The organism is Amycolatopsis plumensis, assembly GCF_042652605.1.
In the GTDB taxonomy this organism is placed as follows: Bacteria; Actinomycetota; Actinomycetes; order Mycobacteriales; family Pseudonocardiaceae; genus Amycolatopsis; species Amycolatopsis plumensis.
Map to the genome: position 1 here is coordinate 7,931,404 of NZ_JBHSJY010000001.1, position 14,259 is coordinate 7,945,662.

18 protein-coding genes are annotated in these 14,259 nt (G+C 72.2%); 10 read left to right on the plus strand and 8 right to left on the minus strand.

The annotated features are described in order from the left end of the window. Window positions 1-4 precede the first annotated feature (4 nt). Window positions 5-847, minus strand: a complete 843-nt coding sequence (locus tag ACFPLC_RS38260) for a crotonase/enoyl-CoA hydratase family protein (RefSeq protein WP_191306284.1) — start codon at window positions 845-847, stop codon at window positions 5-7. 135 nt (window positions 848-982) lie between these two features. Between ACFPLC_RS38260 and ACFPLC_RS38265 the strand changes: the two genes are divergently transcribed. Both ACFPLC_RS38265 and ACFPLC_RS38270 read left to right on the plus strand, forming a co-directional pair. Next, entirely contained in the window at window positions 983-1,858 is an 876-nt protein-coding gene (locus ACFPLC_RS38265; protein ID WP_378199367.1) for an alpha/beta fold hydrolase, read from the plus strand. Between the two features lie 12 nt (window positions 1,859-1,870). Continuing rightward, entirely contained in the window at window positions 1,871-2,374 is a 504-nt protein-coding gene (locus ACFPLC_RS38270; RefSeq protein ID WP_378199370.1) for a hypothetical protein, read from the plus strand. A gap of 162 nt (window positions 2,375-2,536) precedes the next feature. Here the strand turns inward: ACFPLC_RS38270 and cobA are convergent, their stop codons facing one another. From cobA to rpmB, 7 genes are all read right to left on the minus strand, one after another. Next, a complete protein-coding gene (gene cobA, locus ACFPLC_RS38275; protein ID WP_378199373.1) occupies window positions 2,537-3,757 on the minus strand; it encodes a uroporphyrinogen-III C-methyltransferase in 1,221 nt (406 codons plus the stop codon). A gap of 47 nt (window positions 3,758-3,804) precedes the next feature. Then, a complete protein-coding gene (locus ACFPLC_RS38280) occupies window positions 3,805-5,670 on the minus strand; it encodes a vWA domain-containing protein (RefSeq protein ID WP_378199376.1) in 1,866 nt (621 codons plus the stop codon). Further along, on the minus strand, window positions 5,667-6,728 hold the full coding sequence (locus ACFPLC_RS38285) for an ATP-binding protein (RefSeq protein WP_378199379.1): 1,062 nt from the start codon (window positions 6,726-6,728) through the stop codon (window positions 5,667-5,669). Before ACFPLC_RS38285 ends, ACFPLC_RS38280 begins: the two co-directional genes overlap by 4 nt. An 89-nt stretch (window positions 6,729-6,817) precedes the next feature. Continuing rightward, a complete protein-coding gene (rpsR, locus tag ACFPLC_RS38290) occupies window positions 6,818-7,072 on the minus strand; it encodes a 30S ribosomal protein S18 (protein ID WP_191306290.1) in 255 nt (84 codons plus the stop codon). Further along, complete coding sequence (gene rpsN, locus ACFPLC_RS38295; protein ID WP_191306291.1) at window positions 7,069-7,374, minus strand: 30S ribosomal protein S14; 306 nt, start codon at window positions 7,372-7,374, stop codon at window positions 7,069-7,071. The genes rpsR and rpsN overlap by 4 nt, the downstream gene beginning before the upstream one ends. Beyond that, window positions 7,374-7,541: a 50S ribosomal protein L33 gene (gene rpmG / locus ACFPLC_RS38300; protein WP_003091682.1), complete on the minus strand. Its 168-nt coding sequence runs from the start codon at window positions 7,539-7,541 to the stop codon at window positions 7,374-7,376. The genes rpsN and rpmG overlap by 1 nt, the downstream gene beginning before the upstream one ends. After that, entirely contained in the window at window positions 7,541-7,777 is a 237-nt protein-coding gene (gene rpmB / locus ACFPLC_RS38305) for a 50S ribosomal protein L28 (protein WP_003091680.1), read from the minus strand. The genes rpmG and rpmB overlap by 1 nt, the downstream gene beginning before the upstream one ends. A gap of 93 nt (window positions 7,778-7,870) precedes the next feature. Between rpmB and mrf the strand changes: the two genes are divergently transcribed. The 8 genes from mrf (at window position 7,871) to ACFPLC_RS38345 (ending at window position 14,252) form a co-directional block, all read left to right on the plus strand. Next, window positions 7,871-9,115 carry a ribosome hibernation factor-recruiting GTPase MRF gene (gene mrf, locus ACFPLC_RS38310; protein WP_378199384.1) on the plus strand — a complete coding sequence of 415 codons (1,245 nt, stop codon included), beginning with the start codon at window positions 7,871-7,873 and terminating at the stop codon, window positions 9,113-9,115. Beyond that, a complete protein-coding gene (locus ACFPLC_RS38315; RefSeq protein ID WP_378199387.1) occupies window positions 9,112-9,366 on the plus strand; it encodes a type B 50S ribosomal protein L31 in 255 nt (84 codons plus the stop codon). The genes mrf and ACFPLC_RS38315 overlap by 4 nt, the downstream gene beginning before the upstream one ends. Then, on the plus strand, window positions 9,366-9,518 hold the full coding sequence (gene rpmF / locus ACFPLC_RS38320; protein WP_378199390.1) for a 50S ribosomal protein L32: 153 nt from the start codon (window positions 9,366-9,368) through the stop codon (window positions 9,516-9,518). The genes ACFPLC_RS38315 and rpmF overlap by 1 nt, the downstream gene beginning before the upstream one ends. After that, window positions 9,515-10,570: a GTP-binding protein gene (locus tag ACFPLC_RS38325; RefSeq protein ID WP_378199393.1), complete on the plus strand. Its 1,056-nt coding sequence runs from the start codon at window positions 9,515-9,517 to the stop codon at window positions 10,568-10,570. The genes rpmF and ACFPLC_RS38325 overlap by 4 nt, the downstream gene beginning before the upstream one ends. 21 nt (window positions 10,571-10,591) lie before the next feature. Beyond that, window positions 10,592-11,263 (plus strand): hypothetical protein, encoded by a 672-nt coding sequence (locus ACFPLC_RS38330; RefSeq protein ID WP_378199396.1) that lies wholly within the window; start codon window positions 10,592-10,594, stop codon window positions 11,261-11,263. 150 nt (window positions 11,264-11,413) lie between these two features. Next, window positions 11,414-11,848: a MarR family winged helix-turn-helix transcriptional regulator gene (locus ACFPLC_RS38335; RefSeq protein ID WP_378199529.1), complete on the plus strand. Its 435-nt coding sequence runs from the start codon at window positions 11,414-11,416 to the stop codon at window positions 11,846-11,848. Next, window positions 11,845-13,515, plus strand: a complete 1,671-nt coding sequence (locus tag ACFPLC_RS38340; protein WP_378199399.1) for an MFS transporter — start codon at window positions 11,845-11,847, stop codon at window positions 13,513-13,515. Before ACFPLC_RS38335 ends, ACFPLC_RS38340 begins: the two co-directional genes overlap by 4 nt. Continuing rightward, on the plus strand, window positions 13,512-14,252 hold the full coding sequence (locus ACFPLC_RS38345) for a dienelactone hydrolase family protein (protein WP_378199402.1): 741 nt from the start codon (window positions 13,512-13,514) through the stop codon (window positions 14,250-14,252). The genes ACFPLC_RS38340 and ACFPLC_RS38345 overlap by 4 nt, the downstream gene beginning before the upstream one ends. Window positions 14,253-14,259: the final 7 nt, after the last annotated feature.

Sequence of the window (14,259 nt, forward strand, 5' to 3'; positions counted from 1 at the left end):
CCTCCTATTCGCCCTTGAACTCCGGCGGGCGGCGCTCCAGGAAGGCCTGGACCGCTTCGCCGAGGTCCTTGCTGGGCAGGAACGCCGAGTTCCACGCCGCGACGTACCGGAGACCGTCGGCGACCTGGCGCTCGGTGTTCGCCGCCAGTACCTGCTTCGTACCCTGCACCACCAGCGGCGGGTTCGCAGCGATCTCGCCGGCGAGTTCGCGCGCGGCCTTCAGCAGCGTGTCCTGGCTGTCGTAGACGTCGTTGACCAGGCCGATCTTCTCGGCGCGGGCGGCGTCGATGTCCTTGCCGGTGAGGGCCAGCTCGCGCAGGTGCCCCTCGCCGACGATGGAGGCGAGCCGCTGGAGGCTGCCGAGGTCGGCGACGATGGCCACGCGCACCTCGCGGACGCTGAACTTGGCGTCGGCGCTGGCCAGCCGGACGTCCGCGGCCGCGACGACGTCGACCCCGCCGCCGATGCACCAGCCCGAAACGGCCGCGACGACCGGTTTGCGGCATTCCGCGATGGAGCTGACCGCCGCCTGCAGCGACCGGACCTGGTCGAGGAACGCCGTCCGCGGGCCGGCCAGGTTGTCCCCGCCCAGCATCGGGGCCCAGTCGCCCATCATCGCGGGCAGGTCCAGACCGTAGGAAAAGTGCTTGCCGCTGCCGGTCAGCACCACGGCCCTGACCTGCGGGTCGGCGTCCAGCGCGCGGAACACCAGCGGCAGCTCGCGCCAGAAGTCCGGGCCCATCGCGTTGCCCTTCGACGGGCCGAGAAGCGTCACTTCGGCCACATGGCCGTCGACGTCGACCTTGAGGGACACGAGGTCGGGCAGACTGTCAGCAGTAGCGGTCATGGGGTCATCTTGACCCATGCCCGCGACCACCCGCCATTGGCACCTTGTCAATTGACGTCGGCGTCACCGTGCCAACCTGGTCGGGGGATGCTTTCCTGAACGAGACTCACATACGACCGGGGAGGACGGTGGGACATGAGCCCGGCCAGCGCGACCGCGATCGAGTCCGAACCCCCGTCCGCCCCCGTCCGGCGGGCCTCCCGCCCGATCGAGCTCACCGGCTCGTTCGACCACGAGGGGCACCGGCTCTGGTACACCGAGTTCGGCAGCGGCGACAAGGTCGTCGTCCTCACCCACGGCATCATGCTGACCCGCCGGATGCACGCGCCGCTGGCCCGCCGGCTGGCCCGCGCGGGCTTCCGGGTGATCACCCTCGACCTGCTCGGCCACGGCGATTCGGACCGGCCGACCGAGTCCTGGCTGTACTCGATGCCGTCGTTCGCCGAGCAGACCCTGGCGCTGCTGGACCACCTCGAGGTTGCGTCCGCGGTGATCGGCGGGACGTCACTCGGCGCGAACGTCTCGCTCGAAGTGGCGGTGTCGGCGCCGTCCCGGGCGCGGGGGCTGATCGTCGAGATGCCGGTGCTGGACAACACGATCGTCGCCGGGCTGGTCACCTTCGCCCCGCTGCTGATGGCCGCCCGGTTCCTGCCGTTCACCGTGCAGGCGGTGGCGCTGGCGGCGTCGGTGGTCCCGCACGGCAACCAGTGGGTCGACGTCGTCACCGACACGCTGTCCCAGCGCCCGGCGCCGATGGCGGCCCTGCTGCACGGGGTGCTGTTCGGCCGGATCGCGCCGCCGAAGGCGGTCCGCCGCAAGATCACGACCCGCGCGCTGGTGATCGGCCACCAGGGCGATCCGATCCACCCGTTCGGCGACGCGGACACCCTGGCCGTCGACATGCCGGACGCGGAGTTCGTCCAGGCGCGCAGCCCGGTGGAACTCCGGCTCGACCCGACCCGGCTGTCGGACGCGATCCGGGACTTCGCCGCGAGCTGCTACGAAGACTGAGATGCCGCTGGTGTGGGTGACCGGCAACGCCGGGCGGGCAAGTCGGCGGTCTGCGCCGTGCTGAAGGAGCGGGGCGAGCTCGCGGTCGACGCGGACAACGAGGGGTACCACCACTGGGCCGACCGCGCGACCGGGCAGGTGGTCACCGATCCGCCCGACCCGGTGCCGGCGGGCTGGCTCGACCGCTTCGGGTGGCGGATCGACCGCGCGAAGGTGGAAGCGCTGCGGGCGCGTGCGGCCGGCGGGATCGCGTTCTTCTGCGGCTGCCCCGAGAACCACGAGGACGTGCGCGATCTCTTCGACCTCGTGGTCGAGCTGGTGATCGACGAAGACACCCTCCGCCACCGGCTCCGGACCCGCACGTCGAACAGCTTCGGCAAGCACCCGGAGGAACTGGCCGCGGCCCTCGAGGACAACGCCTACCGCCACCCCGGCGCCACGATCGTCGACGGCACCCGCCCCCTGGCCGAAGTCGCCGACACGATCCTCGCCACCGCCCGCCGCCTCCTTCCCTGATCTCCCGTGATCAGGGAGTCAACTCGCGTGATTGGGACGCCAACTCGCGTGATTGCAGGGTCGACACGATGTCCGGCCGCAGTCTTGTCGTGTCGACCTTCCAATCACGCGTGTCGACTCCGCAATCACGTGTGTTGACTCCTCGATCACGCGGAAGCCGAGTTACGACGCGGGGGCGAGGCCCGCCACCGGGCCGATCACGATCACGGCCGGGGGGCGGACTCCGGAGGCCGCCGCGTCGGTGACCACCGTGTCCAATGTGGACCTCAGGGAGCGCTGGGTGCGCATCGTGCCGTCCTCGATGATGGCGACCGGGGTGTCGGCCGGGCGGCCGCCGTCGAGGAGGGCCTTCGCGAACTGCGGGAGGCGCTCGACGCCCATCATCAGCACGATCGTGCCCTTCATCCGGGCCAGCAGGTCCCAGTCGACCAGGGACCGGTCGTCGCCGGGGGCGACGTGGCCGGAGACCACCACGACCTCGTGGGCCACGCCGCGGTGGGTGACCGGGACGTCCGCCGCCGCCGGGACCGCGAACGCGCTCGTGATGCCCGGGACCATCGTCACCGGGACACCCGCCTCCGCGCAGGCCAGCACCTCTTCGAAGCCGCGGCCGAACAGGTACGGGTCGCCGCCCTTGAGCCGGACGACGAACTTGCCCTCCTTGGCCCGCTCGACCAGCGTGCTGTTGATGACGTCCTGGCTGGCCGCGCGGCCGTACGGGATCTTCGCCGCGTCGACGACCTCGACCTCCGGCGCGAGCTCGTCGAGCAGCTCGCGGGGCGCCAGCCGGTCCACCACGACGACGTCGGCCCGCGCCAGCAGGCGACGGCCGCGGACCGTGATCAGCTCCGGGTCGCCGGGACCGCCGCCGACCAGCGCCACCCCGGGCAGCGTGCCTTCCGGGTGCGGACGGCGGCCGTCCTCGATGGTGCCGTTGTGCAGGCCGTCGAGCATCGAGTCGCGGACCGCCGCCGACCGCAGCGGCTCGCCGCCGGAGAGCACCCCGAACAGCAGGCCGCCGTGCCGCCCCGACGCCGGGGTCACCGCCGAACCCGACTCGCCTTCGTCGGCGCGGACGCAGAACACCCGCTCCCGCTCGGCCTCGGCGCAGACGGCGGCGTTCACCGCCGGGTCGTCCGTGCAGGCCAGCGCGTACCAGGCGGCACGGAGGTCGCCTTCCTGATAGGGCCGTTCGTGCCAGACCAGCTCGCCCGCGTCCACCATCCCCTGCACCGACGGCGTCGTGTGCGGCGACACCAGTTCGACGCGGGCTCCCGCGCTGATCAGCCGGGGCAGCCGGCGCTGGGCCACGGAGCCGCCGCCGATCATCACGACGCGGCGCCCGGTCAGCTGCAGGCCGGAAAGGTAGTGCGGGTCGTCCATGCGCCGGAGTTTATTGGTGCGGGAGCCCTGCGCCAGCCCAGCGTGGGTCATGCCACGCGGAACACCGGCCCGCGGGCCACGAAGGGCAGCCGCGCGCCCCGCGGCACCAGGTACGCGTGCTCCCGGCGGGGTCGCACGTGGTCGCAGTACGCGTCGGTGATGATCAGGATCGGGCCGTCGGCCGGGAAGTCGGCCGCGCGCTGCAGCAGGTCGACGCCGGGCTGCAGGATCGTCCCGCCGCGCCCGCGGACCTTGACCCGGCCCGCGATGTCCTCGACCGCGAGGTACCCGGCGTCGTAGGCGACGGCGTCGCAGAACACCACGCGCGCGGCCGGGACGTCCCTGGCCAGCGCGTACGACGCGATCGCGCCCAGCGCCTTGCCGAGCAGCTCCGCGTTCATCGACCCCGAGGTGTCCAGGACCACGCCGAAGGTGACGCGCCGGTCCAGGCGTTCCGGGCGCACGCGGCCCGGGCGCGGGATGTCCGGCGTCGACGACTGGCGGCGGGACGCCCGCGCGTAGCTGCGCACCGGGAGCTCCACCCGGACGTGCTCGTCGAACCAGCGCGCGAGCTGGGCGTCCCACGGCAGCGGCGGGTGGTCGAGCGCCCGGATCTCCTCCTCCAGCCCGGCCGGCAGCAGGCCGCGGCCCTGGGCGTGGTGGTACTCGAGGCCCTGGGTGAGCGCCCGGCGGTAGAACTCGTCGAGGTCGACGCCGTGGACGCGGTCGACCCACGGCATCGGCCGGGAGCTCCGCTTCGACGCCCGGCGCCGCACCGCGTCCGGTTCGGACAGCCACTCGCCCAGCACGTCCCCGGCCTCGCGCGAACCCAGGGTCAGCAGCTTGCGGGCGCGGCGGAGGTCGGTGGTCAGCGTGTCGTACACCGATTCCGCGGACATCCCGGTCAGCTGCCGGTCGTGCAGGACGCCGTGCGGCAGCTCGCCGACGCCCATGGCGACCAGCCAGCCGTTGATGACGTAGTCGCAGGCGACGTTCCACAGGTACGGGTCGCGGCCGAAGGCGCGCCGGTCGTGCCGCAGCGCCGCGTGCAGCATTTCGTGGGCCAGGACGAACCGCCACTCCTCGGCGGTCAGGTCGGCGGCCGGGTTGACGTGGATTTCGCCGTGCTCGGCGTCGACCGCGGCCAGTGCGATGTTCCAGGCGCGGACGACCTCGGCGTCGACGACGAGGGTGAACCCGGCGGCGACCGCGGCGAGCAGCGGGAACGACGAGACGAACCAGGACAGGGCGCGGTCCCACTCCCCCATCGCCCGCCGGTGCCGGCTCTGGCCGCGGGCGTCGGCGGCGCGTTCCATGGCCTCGGTGGCCGAGGCGATCAGGCCGCGGGCGAACCGCTCGGTCCACGGCTCCGGCTTCCGGTGGTACTGCAGCTGCCAGTGGCTCATCAAGCGCGCGAGCCGCAGGCACGGACCCGGCCCGCCGGTGAACGGCGCGGGAACTCCCGTCTCGCGCCACACGCGGGTCAGCGCGAGCTCGTCGGTGCCGGGAAGTTCGGGCAGGTCGACGACCGGAATCCCCACGCGCACCGCCGCGGCGAACCGGTGGACGGCCACGCAGCAGGCCGTGGCGTACACCGGGTCCACGTCGCCGTCCGGCATGATCGCCTCGGCCTCCGTCAGCCGGTCGTCGTCGAGGTGGCCGAGGCCCAGGTGCAGCAACAGGTGCGCGAACACCCACGCCCACTCGCCGGGCTCGGCGTCGCGGGCGCGGTTCGCCGTGATCACCCCGCGGTTGTTGACGACGGCCCAGCCGGCGCCGGCGCTCTCCGGGCTCAGGTGCGCACCGCGGGCCAGGTGGTCCAGGACCGTGTTCGCCCGCGCCTGAGCCCAGCCGTCTTCGATCGCCTTGTTCCGGTGTTCGCGGCGCCGGGCTTCGACGCGGGCGTTGCTCATGCCCGCGCCGCCACCAGCCGCGGCAGGTCGCGGGCCGCTTCGACCAGGAACCACGACGGCAGCCGCGGGTTCCCGGCTTCGTCGTCGGCGATGACCAGCTGCGCCATCTCCAGGGAGATCTCGGCCAGCTCGACCAGGAGGCTCTTCGCGCGGAAGGCGAACTGGCGCACGGCCGCCGACGCGTGCCGCTTGTCCGCGGGCAGGTCCTTGACCAGCCGGGCGCGGAAGGTCTCGGCGAGGAAGTAGAGCAGGTCGCGGTCGGCCGGCTCGGCGGGCCAGCGCGCCTCGCCCTTGAGGATCGCCTCCAGGTCGAAGGCGTGCCGGGCGACCTTGAGGTACGCGCGGAAGGCGCCGGCGTGGGCCGGGGTGAGGGTCGCGTACGCCAGAAGGGCGACCGTCTCGTCGTCGGCCGGGTCGCCCGCGGAGTGCAGCAGGTCCGAGAGCATGTGCCAGGAGCGCGGCGTCGAGAACGGCTCCTCGGTCTTCGGCGGCGGGCTCCAGAGGTGGTCGGGGTGCTGGGTGAGGTACTCGAGCACCCACGGGTGGATGCCGTGGCCGGCGGCCCAGGTGAGCCAGTCGTCCGGCGCGGCGCGCAGGTGGACGTGGACCAGGCGGTTGACCAGGGCCGAGGCCATCGGCCGGGCCAGTGCCTGGTCGGTGGCGCGGTTGCCGGCGCCGATCACGATCGAGCCCGGCGGCAGCTCGTAGGAGCCGATGCGGCGGTCGAGGATGAGCGAGTAGAACGCCTTCTGGACGTCGGGCGCGGCGGCGTTCAGCTCGTCGAGGAACAGGCAGTACGGCTCGGCGCGGGCGATCTGCTCCGGCGGGCAGAACCGGCTGCGGCCACCCGTGATCTGCGGGACGCCGATGAGGTCTTCGGGGGCGAGCTGGGTGCCCAGCAGCGAAACGCAATCCAGGCCCAGGGACGCCGCGAAGTCGCGCACCAGCGAAGACTTCCCGATCCCGGGCGCGCCCCAGAGGAACACCGGCCGCACGACGGCGGTGGTGAGCAGGAGCTCGGGCAGCCGGGCGGGCGTGACCGTGAGCTGGGCGTGCAAGCGTGGACCTCCTGTGCTTCAGGACATCCCGTGCGACGCCCCCTTTCGTGCGCCCATGGTCGCGCGCCACCCGGCTGCGCGCATCCGAATTAGTTCGCGCGGCCGGCCGACGGGTACGGCAGCAGGGCCATCTCGCGCGCGTTCTTGATCGCCGTGGCGACCTGTTTCTGTTGCTGCGGCGTCAATCCCGTCACGCGGCGAGCACGGATCTTGCCGCGGTCGGAGACGAACTTCCGCAGCAGGTCGACGTCCTTCCAGTCGACGTGGGTGATCTTGTTGGCGTGCAACAGGTTCACCTTGCGCTTGCCGGGGCGGTCGCGGTGCGGCTTCGGCATCCGGCTCACCAGCTCGACTTCGCGACGCCGGGCAGCTCGCCGTGGTGCGCGGCCTGCCGCATCTTCACCCGCGACAGCCCGAACTTCCGGAGGTAGCCGCGCGGGCGGCCGTCCGAGACGTCCCGGTTGCGGATCCGCGTCGGGCTCGCGTCGCGCGGCAGCTTCTGCAGCGCGACGACGGCTTCGGCCTTCTCCTGCGGCGACGAGCCGGGCGAGGCGATGACGGCCTTGAGCGCGCGGCGGCGTTCGACGTACCGCGCGGCGATCACCTTCCGCTGCTCGTTCTTCGCGATCTTGGACTTCTTGGCCATCAGCGCTCTTCCTTGAACTCGACGTGCTTGCGCGCGACCGGGTCGTACTTGCGCAGGACCATCCGGTCCGGGTCGTTGCGGCGGTTCTTCTTGGTGACGTACGTGTAGCCGGTGCCCGCGGTGGACCGCAGCTTGATGATCGGCCGGACGTCGGTGCTCTTCGCCATTACAGCTTCACCCCCTTCGCCTTCAGCTCGGCGACGACGGCCTCGATGCCGCGCTTGTCGATCGTCTTCATGCCCTTGGCGGAGACGCGCAGCCGCACCCAGCGGCCCTCACTGGGCACGAAATAGCGACGGTTCTGCAGGTTCGGCTCCCACCGCCGGGACGTGCGGCGGTGGGAGTGCGAGACCTGCTTGCCGTAGCCCGGCTTGCGGCCGGTGACCTGGCACACGGCGGACAAGGACCCTCCCGAGTTGATAGTGCATAGTTGAATGTGATTGTCGTTTTCAGTTACTGTAGCGCACCGCACCCCGCCCGCATTCCTGGAGCCCCTGTGACCCACCACCCCCGCGTCCCGCTCGTCCTCGTGAGCGGCTTGGCCGCCGGACCGAACGCGGCGCTGGCCGAGCTGCTGCGCGTGGCCGAGCCCGGCACCGCCGTCGTCCACCACGACCTGCGCGAGATCCACTCCGGCGTGGTCCGCCGCCGGCTGAAGCTCGGCGAGCGCGACGACCTCACCGTCCTGGAGCTGGCCCACGGCTGCGTACCCTGCACCCTGCGGGAAGACCTGCTCCCGCTGCTGCGGCGGCTGGCCCGGCGCCCGGAGGTGTCCCGGATCGTCGTCCGGCTCGACGAGGCCATGGAGCCGGAGCCGGTGAGCTGGGCGGTCCGGAACGTCCTGGTCGGCGACCACCCGGTGCGCGACGACGTCGACCTGCGGGCCGTCCTCACCGTCGTCGACTGCGCGGCCTGGCTCGCCGACGCGACCGGCGACGACGAACTGGCCGACCGGAACCTGCAGGGCAGCCCCGAGGACGAGCGGACCGTCGCCCAGGTCGCGCTGTCCCAGGTGGAGTTCGCCGACGTCCTGGTGCTGGCCGGCGCGGCGCCCGACGCGTGGACCGCCGCGAAGGGGGCCGCGGTCCTCGACCGGGTCGCGCCGTCGGTGCCCCGGGTCGAGCTGGCGCGCGTCGACGGGCACAGCGTCCTCGACGCCGTCCCCGCCGATGCCCGCCGCGGCGAGGTCACCGACATGCACGGCGCCCTGCTGCGCGGCCAGCCGCCGGTGCACGTCGACTGCGGCATCGGGCTGGTCACCTTCACCGCGCAGCGGCCGTTCCACCCCGCCCGCCTGCACGACGCCTTGGACGTGCTGCTCGACGGCGTCGTCCGGACCCGCGGGCGCGCCTGGGTGGCGAGCCAGCCCGACGTCGCGTTCTGGATCGAGTCGGCGGGCGGCGGACTGGGCCTGGGCCACGCCGGGCCGTGGCTCGCCGCGCCCGGCGGTCCGGAGTGGACGGACGTCTCCCCCGAGCGCCGGACGCTCGCGTCCCTGCGGTGGCACCCGGTGCACGGCGACCGCGCGCAGGAACTCGTCGTGGTGACGGACCAGACAACGCCCGACGAGATCGACGCGGCCCTGCGCGGCGCTCTACTGACCGACGAAGAGCTCGCGGCCGGGCCCGAAGCGTGGGCGCGCTACCCCGACCCGTTCGGCGACTGGCACGAAGAACCGTGCGAGGACACCGAACCCGACCCGGCGCGGCACTCCGCGGCGAACCGAAAGGAAGAACGATGAAGACCGGAATCCACCCCGACTACCACCCCGTGGTGTTCAAGGACTCGTCCACCGGCGACGCCTTCCTCACCCGCTCCACCATCACCTCCGACAAGACGATCGAGTGGTCCGACGGGAACACCTACCCGCTCGTCATGGTCGACATCAGCTCGTGGTCGCACCCGTTCTGGACCGGCACCCAGCGGATCATGGACAGCGCCGGCCAGGTCGAGAAGTTCCACCGCCGCTACGGGAAGCGAGGCACCCGCTGATGGCCGTCCCCAAGCGCAAGACCTCCCGCAGCAACACGCGCTCGCGGCGGGCGCAGTGGAAGGCCGCCGTGCCGGACCTGGTGCCGATCAAGGTCGACGGCGAGGTCCGGCTGGTCCCCCGGCGGCTGATGAAGCACTTCCACGCGCCGTGAGCGTCCCGGTCACCGTGCTGTCCGGTTTCCTCGGCGCGGGCAAGACGACGCTGCTCAACCACATCCTCGCCCACCGGGCGGGGGTGCGGGTGGCGGTGATCGTCAACGACATGAGCGAGGTCAACATCGACGCCGCGCTCGTCCGGTCGCGGGAACGCCTGGTGGAACTGACCAACGGGTGCATCTGCTGCACCCTGCGGGAAGACCTCCTCGAGGAGGTCGCGGCGCTGTGCGCGGACGGCCGCTTCGACCACGTGCTCATCGAGTCGAGCGGCATCTCCGAGCCGATGCCGGTGGCGGCGACGTTCACGTTCCTGGACGCCGTCGCCCACCTCGACACGATGGTGACGGTGGTGGACGCCGCGCACTTCGCCCGGGAGCTGGCGGCCGGCGACTCCCTGGTGGAGCGCCGGCTCGACCAGTACTCCGGCGACGAGCGAACGGTCAGCGACCTGCTGATCGACCAGGTCGAGTTCGCCGACGTCCTGCTGCTGAACAAAACGGACCTGACTCCTCCGGCCGAGGTGGACCGGCTGGTGGCGACGCTGCGGCGGCTCAACCCGGCCGCCGACGTCGTCACGGGCAGCTTCGGGAAGGTGCCGCTGGAGCGGGTGTTCGGGACCGGCCGGTACGACGCCGCCCGGGCGCAGGAGGCGCCGGGCTGGGTGGCCGAGCTGAACGGCGACCACGTCCCCGAGACCGAGGAGTACGGCATTTCCAGCGTCGTGTTCCGCGCTTCCCGGCCGTTCGACCCGGCCCGGTTGTGGAATTTCGTCAGTCGGCGGCTCGATTCCGGAGAATTCGGGACCGTGCTGCGGTCCAAGGGCTTTTTCGCGCTGGCGTCGCGGCCGGGGGTGACCGGGCTGTGGTCCCAGGCGGGCGCGGTGGCCCGGTTCGAACCCCAAGGGGTGGCGGCCGAACCGCGTCAGGAGCTGGTGTTCATCGGCGTCGACCTCGCCGGGGACGCCCTGCTGGCCGCCCTGCGGGACTGCCCCGGGGAAGCGAGCGGACCGGACCCGTTCCCGGAATGGGAGCCGGTCGAAATCCATTGACCGCGGCGGAAGAATGGCGGCATGGACGGGCGGGGATATCTGGAGAAACTGATTTCCGATCACCTGGGCGCGGGCCGCGGGCAGCCGTCCCACGGGCGGCAGCTGAGCTTCGACCGGCGGGAGGTCCGCGGGGTGGCGATCGGCCTGGTGGCCGCGGGGGCGCTGGCGCAGGAGGACGCCGACCGGATCCTCGCCGACCTCGACGAGACCCTGAAACAGTCCGGCTGGCTCAAGGTCGCGCACGCGGAGGGGTCGGCCTCCGCCGGCTTCGCGCCGGTGGCCAGGCGGGTGGGCGCCGAGCGGCCCGAGTGGCGGCAGGCGATCGAAGAGCCGCCCACACCGGTGCTGCGGCACGTGGTTTCCCTCGCCGGCCGCACCCTCGAGGCCGGTGAGCTGACGGCGGACTTGGTGAGCCTGGAGGTGTGGTCGACCTTCGTCGTCCTGAGCACGGCCCGCAGCGGCGTCGATCCTCGCCGGATGCGGGAGCTCTTTCACCTTCGCACCGTCTGGCGCGGGTGGGACGACGCCGGAACCCAATACCGCGGCACCGGCGGCGGAGGCGGGTCGGGCTCCCACGGCCTGCTCGTGGAGCGGCGCACGTTCGAACCCGGCCCACCGGAAGAGGCCCGGGTGCTCACCCTGGCCGTCGAGTCGCCCGGCGGCCAGGCCACCGTCCAAATCCCGCTCGGCTGATCCCCCTCCCGCAGCTCGTCGTGAGTGGTAAGGCGGGTTAGAACCCGCCTTACCACTCACGACGTGCCGGGGGAAAGCTCCCGGGTCACCCGATAGCGCCCGGTCCGTCCGAGTTGATCAACCCAGGTTTATCAGTCTAGGTTGACGATTGTGACGGACGAGGAGCTCCTCCAGGCGAGCGCCGACCTGCGCGTCGCGCTCGGCCGGCTGGTCCGGCGGCTGCGCCAGGGCTACGTCGCCGGCGAACTCACCCTGCCCGAACGCTCGGTCCTGTCCCGGCTCGACCGCGAAGGCCCGGCCACCCCCGGTTGTCTCGCCGACCTCGAACGGGTCAAGCCGCAGGCCATGGGCGTCACCCTGGCCGGGCTGGTCGAACGCGGGCTCGTCGAGCGGCGCAAGGACGACTCCGACGGCCGCAAGGTGCTGATGTCGGTCACCGAAGCGGGCGTCAAACTGCTCACCGACCGGCGCTCCGAGACCACCCGGCAGATGGCGGCCGCGCTGGCGGAGAAGTTCACCGCGGCCGAGCAGCGCGAGCTGATCGCGGCCATCCCGCTGATCGAGCGGCTGGCGGACGAGCTGTGAGCTACAAGTGGGTCGCGCTGTCCAACACCACGCTCGGTGTGCTGATGTCCGCGCTCGACGGCTCGATCGTCATCATCTCGCTGCCGGCGATCTTCCGCGGCATCGGGCTCGACCCGCTCGCCCCGGGCAACATCGGCTACCTGCTCTGGATGATCCTCGGCTACCTGCTGGTGCAGGCCGTGCTCGTGGTGACGCTCGGGCGGCTCGGCGACATGTTCGGTCGGGTCAAGATGTACAACGTCGGCTTCGTGGTGTTCAGCGCCGCGTCGGTGGCCCTGTCGTTCGACCCGTTCCACGCGGGGGCCGGAGCGCTCTGGCTGATCGGCTGGCGGGTCGTGCAGGCCGTCGGCGGGTCGATGCTGACGGCGAACTCGGCGGCCATCCTCACCGACGCCTTCCCCGCCGAGCAGCGCGGCATGGCACTGGGCGTCAACCAGATCACCGCGCTGGCCGGGCAGTTCCTCGGCCTGGTCGCCGGCGGGCTGCTGGCCGAGATCGACTGGCGCGCGGTGTTCTGGGTGAGCGTCCCGTTCGGCCTGCTCGGCACGATCTGGTCGATCCGCAGCCTCCGCGAGGTGGGGACCCCGCAGCGCGCGAAGGTCGACTGGGGCGGCAACGTCACCTTCGCGGCCGGGACCGCACTGGTGCTGGCCGCGATCACCTATGGCATCCAGCCCCACGGCGGCGCCGCCACCGGCTGGGGCAACCCGTGGGTGCTCGGCGGGATCGGCGCCGGCGTGCTGCTGCTCCTGCTGTTCGGGGTCATCGAGACCCGCGTCGCCGCGCCGATGTTCCGGCTGAGCCTGTTCAGGATCCGCGCGTTCGCCGCCGGCAACGTCGCCGCGTTGCTGACTTCGGTCGCGCGTGGTGGCATGCAGTTCATGCTCATCATCTGGCTGCAGGGGATCTGGCTGCCCCTGCACGGCTACGACTACGAGCAGACGCCGCTGTGGGCGGGCATCCACCTGCTGCCGCTGACCCTCGGGTTCCTGATCGCCGGGCCGGTGTCCGGGTACCTGTCCGACCGGTTCGGTGCGCGGCCGCTGGCCACCGGCGGCCTGCTCCTGGTCGCCGCGGCGTTCCTCGGCCTGCTGGCCCTGCCGGTCGACTTCCCGTACCCCGCGTTCGCGGCCCTGCTCGTGCTGAGCGGCATCGGCCAGGGCATGTTCGCCGCGCCCAACACCTCGGCGATCATGAGCAGTGTCCCGACCGAGCAGCGCGGCGTGGCCTCCGGCATGCGGGCGACGTTCCAGAACTCCGGGACGTCGCTGTCGATCGGCGTGTTCTTCTCGCTGATGGTCGCCGGGCTGGCCTCGTCGCTGCCGCAGACGCTCACGAGCGGCCTGCAGGCCCACGGCGTCCCGGCGCCGGTCGCGGACGGGGTCGCGCAGCTGCCGCCGGTCAGCACGCTGTTCGCCGCGTTCCTCGGCAGCAACCCGGTCGGGCACCTGCTCGGCCCGGACGTCCTGTCCGGGCTGGCCCCGGCCGACCGCGCCACGCTGACCGGCGGGGACTTCTTCCCGCGCCTGGTTTCCGGCCCGTTCCACCACGGCCTGGTGGTCGTGTTCACCACGGCCGCGGCGATGGCCGTCGTGGCCGCGATCGCGTCCGCTTCGCGCGGCAAGCGCTACCTCCACACCCTCGAAGAAGCGAAGGAGAACCGATGAAGGACGAGATCGTCGCCGGGACGGTCACCATCTCCGGCCACGGCGGGGACGAGCTCGAGGCGTACCTGGCCAAACCCACCGACGAGACCCCGCGCGGCGGTGTCGTCGTGATCCACCACCTGCCCGGCTACGACGCGGCGACGAAGGAGATGGTGCGCCGCTTCGCCGTCGAGGGCTACAACGCGCTCTGCCCGAACCTGTACACGCGCGAGGCGCCGGGCGCGGACCCGGACGACGCGGCTGCGACCGTCCGCGCGGCCGGCGGCGTCCCGGACGACCGGCTGGTCGGTGACGTCTCGGGCGCGGCGGACTACCTACGCGCACTGGAGAACGCGAACGGCCGCGTCGGCGTGATCGGGCACTGTTCCGGCGGCCGTCACGCGTTCCTGGCGGCGTGTTCGCTGGAGCTCGACGCGGCGGTGGACTGCTACGGCGCGTTCGTCGTCAACGACCCGCCGGAAGCCATGAGGCGGATGAAGCCGCTGCTCGGCCTGGCGCCACAGCTGTCCTGCCCGCTGCTGGGCATCTTCGGCGCCGACGACCAGTTCCCGAGCCCGGACGAGGTCGCGGTGCTCGCGGCGGAGCTGGAGAAGCACGGCAAGGAGCACGAGTTCCACACCTACGCCGACGCCGGTCACGCGTTCTTCGCCGTCGACCGCCCGAGCTACCGTCCCGAAGCCGCGAAGGACGGCTGGGAACGCATCCTCGACTTCTACGCCCGCACGCTCACCGCCTGAGAGGAAT

What these genes read in the sequence shown, in the direction of transcription:
- ACFPLC_RS38260 (WP_191306284.1), bottom strand. Translation starts at nt 847, where the DNA reads ATGACCGCTACTGCTGACAGTCTGCCCGACCTCGTGTCCCTCAAGGTC.
- ACFPLC_RS38265 (WP_378199367.1), top strand. Translation starts at nt 983, where the DNA reads ATGAGCCCGGCCAGCGCGACCGCGATCGAGTCCGAACCCCCGTCCGCC.
- cobA (WP_378199373.1), bottom strand. Translation starts at nt 3,757, where the DNA reads ATGGACGACCCGCACTACCTTTCCGGCCTGCAGCTGACCGGGCGCCGC.
- ACFPLC_RS38280 (WP_378199376.1), bottom strand. Translation starts at nt 5,670, where the DNA reads ATGAGCAACGCCCGCGTCGAAGCCCGGCGCCGCGAACACCGGAACAAG.
- rpsN (WP_191306291.1), bottom strand. Translation starts at nt 7,374, where the DNA reads ATGGCCAAGAAGTCCAAGATCGCGAAGAACGAGCAGCGGAAGGTGATC.
- rpmG (WP_003091682.1), bottom strand. Translation starts at nt 7,541, where the DNA reads ATGGCGAAGAGCACCGACGTCCGGCCGATCATCAAGCTGCGGTCCACC.
- ACFPLC_RS38315 (WP_378199387.1), top strand. Translation starts at nt 9,112, where the DNA reads ATGAAGACCGGAATCCACCCCGACTACCACCCCGTGGTGTTCAAGGAC.
- rpmF (WP_378199390.1), top strand. Translation starts at nt 9,366, where the DNA reads ATGGCCGTCCCCAAGCGCAAGACCTCCCGCAGCAACACGCGCTCGCGG.
- ACFPLC_RS38330 (WP_378199396.1), top strand. Translation starts at nt 10,592, where the DNA reads ATGGACGGGCGGGGATATCTGGAGAAACTGATTTCCGATCACCTGGGC.
- ACFPLC_RS38345 (WP_378199402.1), top strand. Translation starts at nt 13,512, where the DNA reads ATGAAGGACGAGATCGTCGCCGGGACGGTCACCATCTCCGGCCACGGC.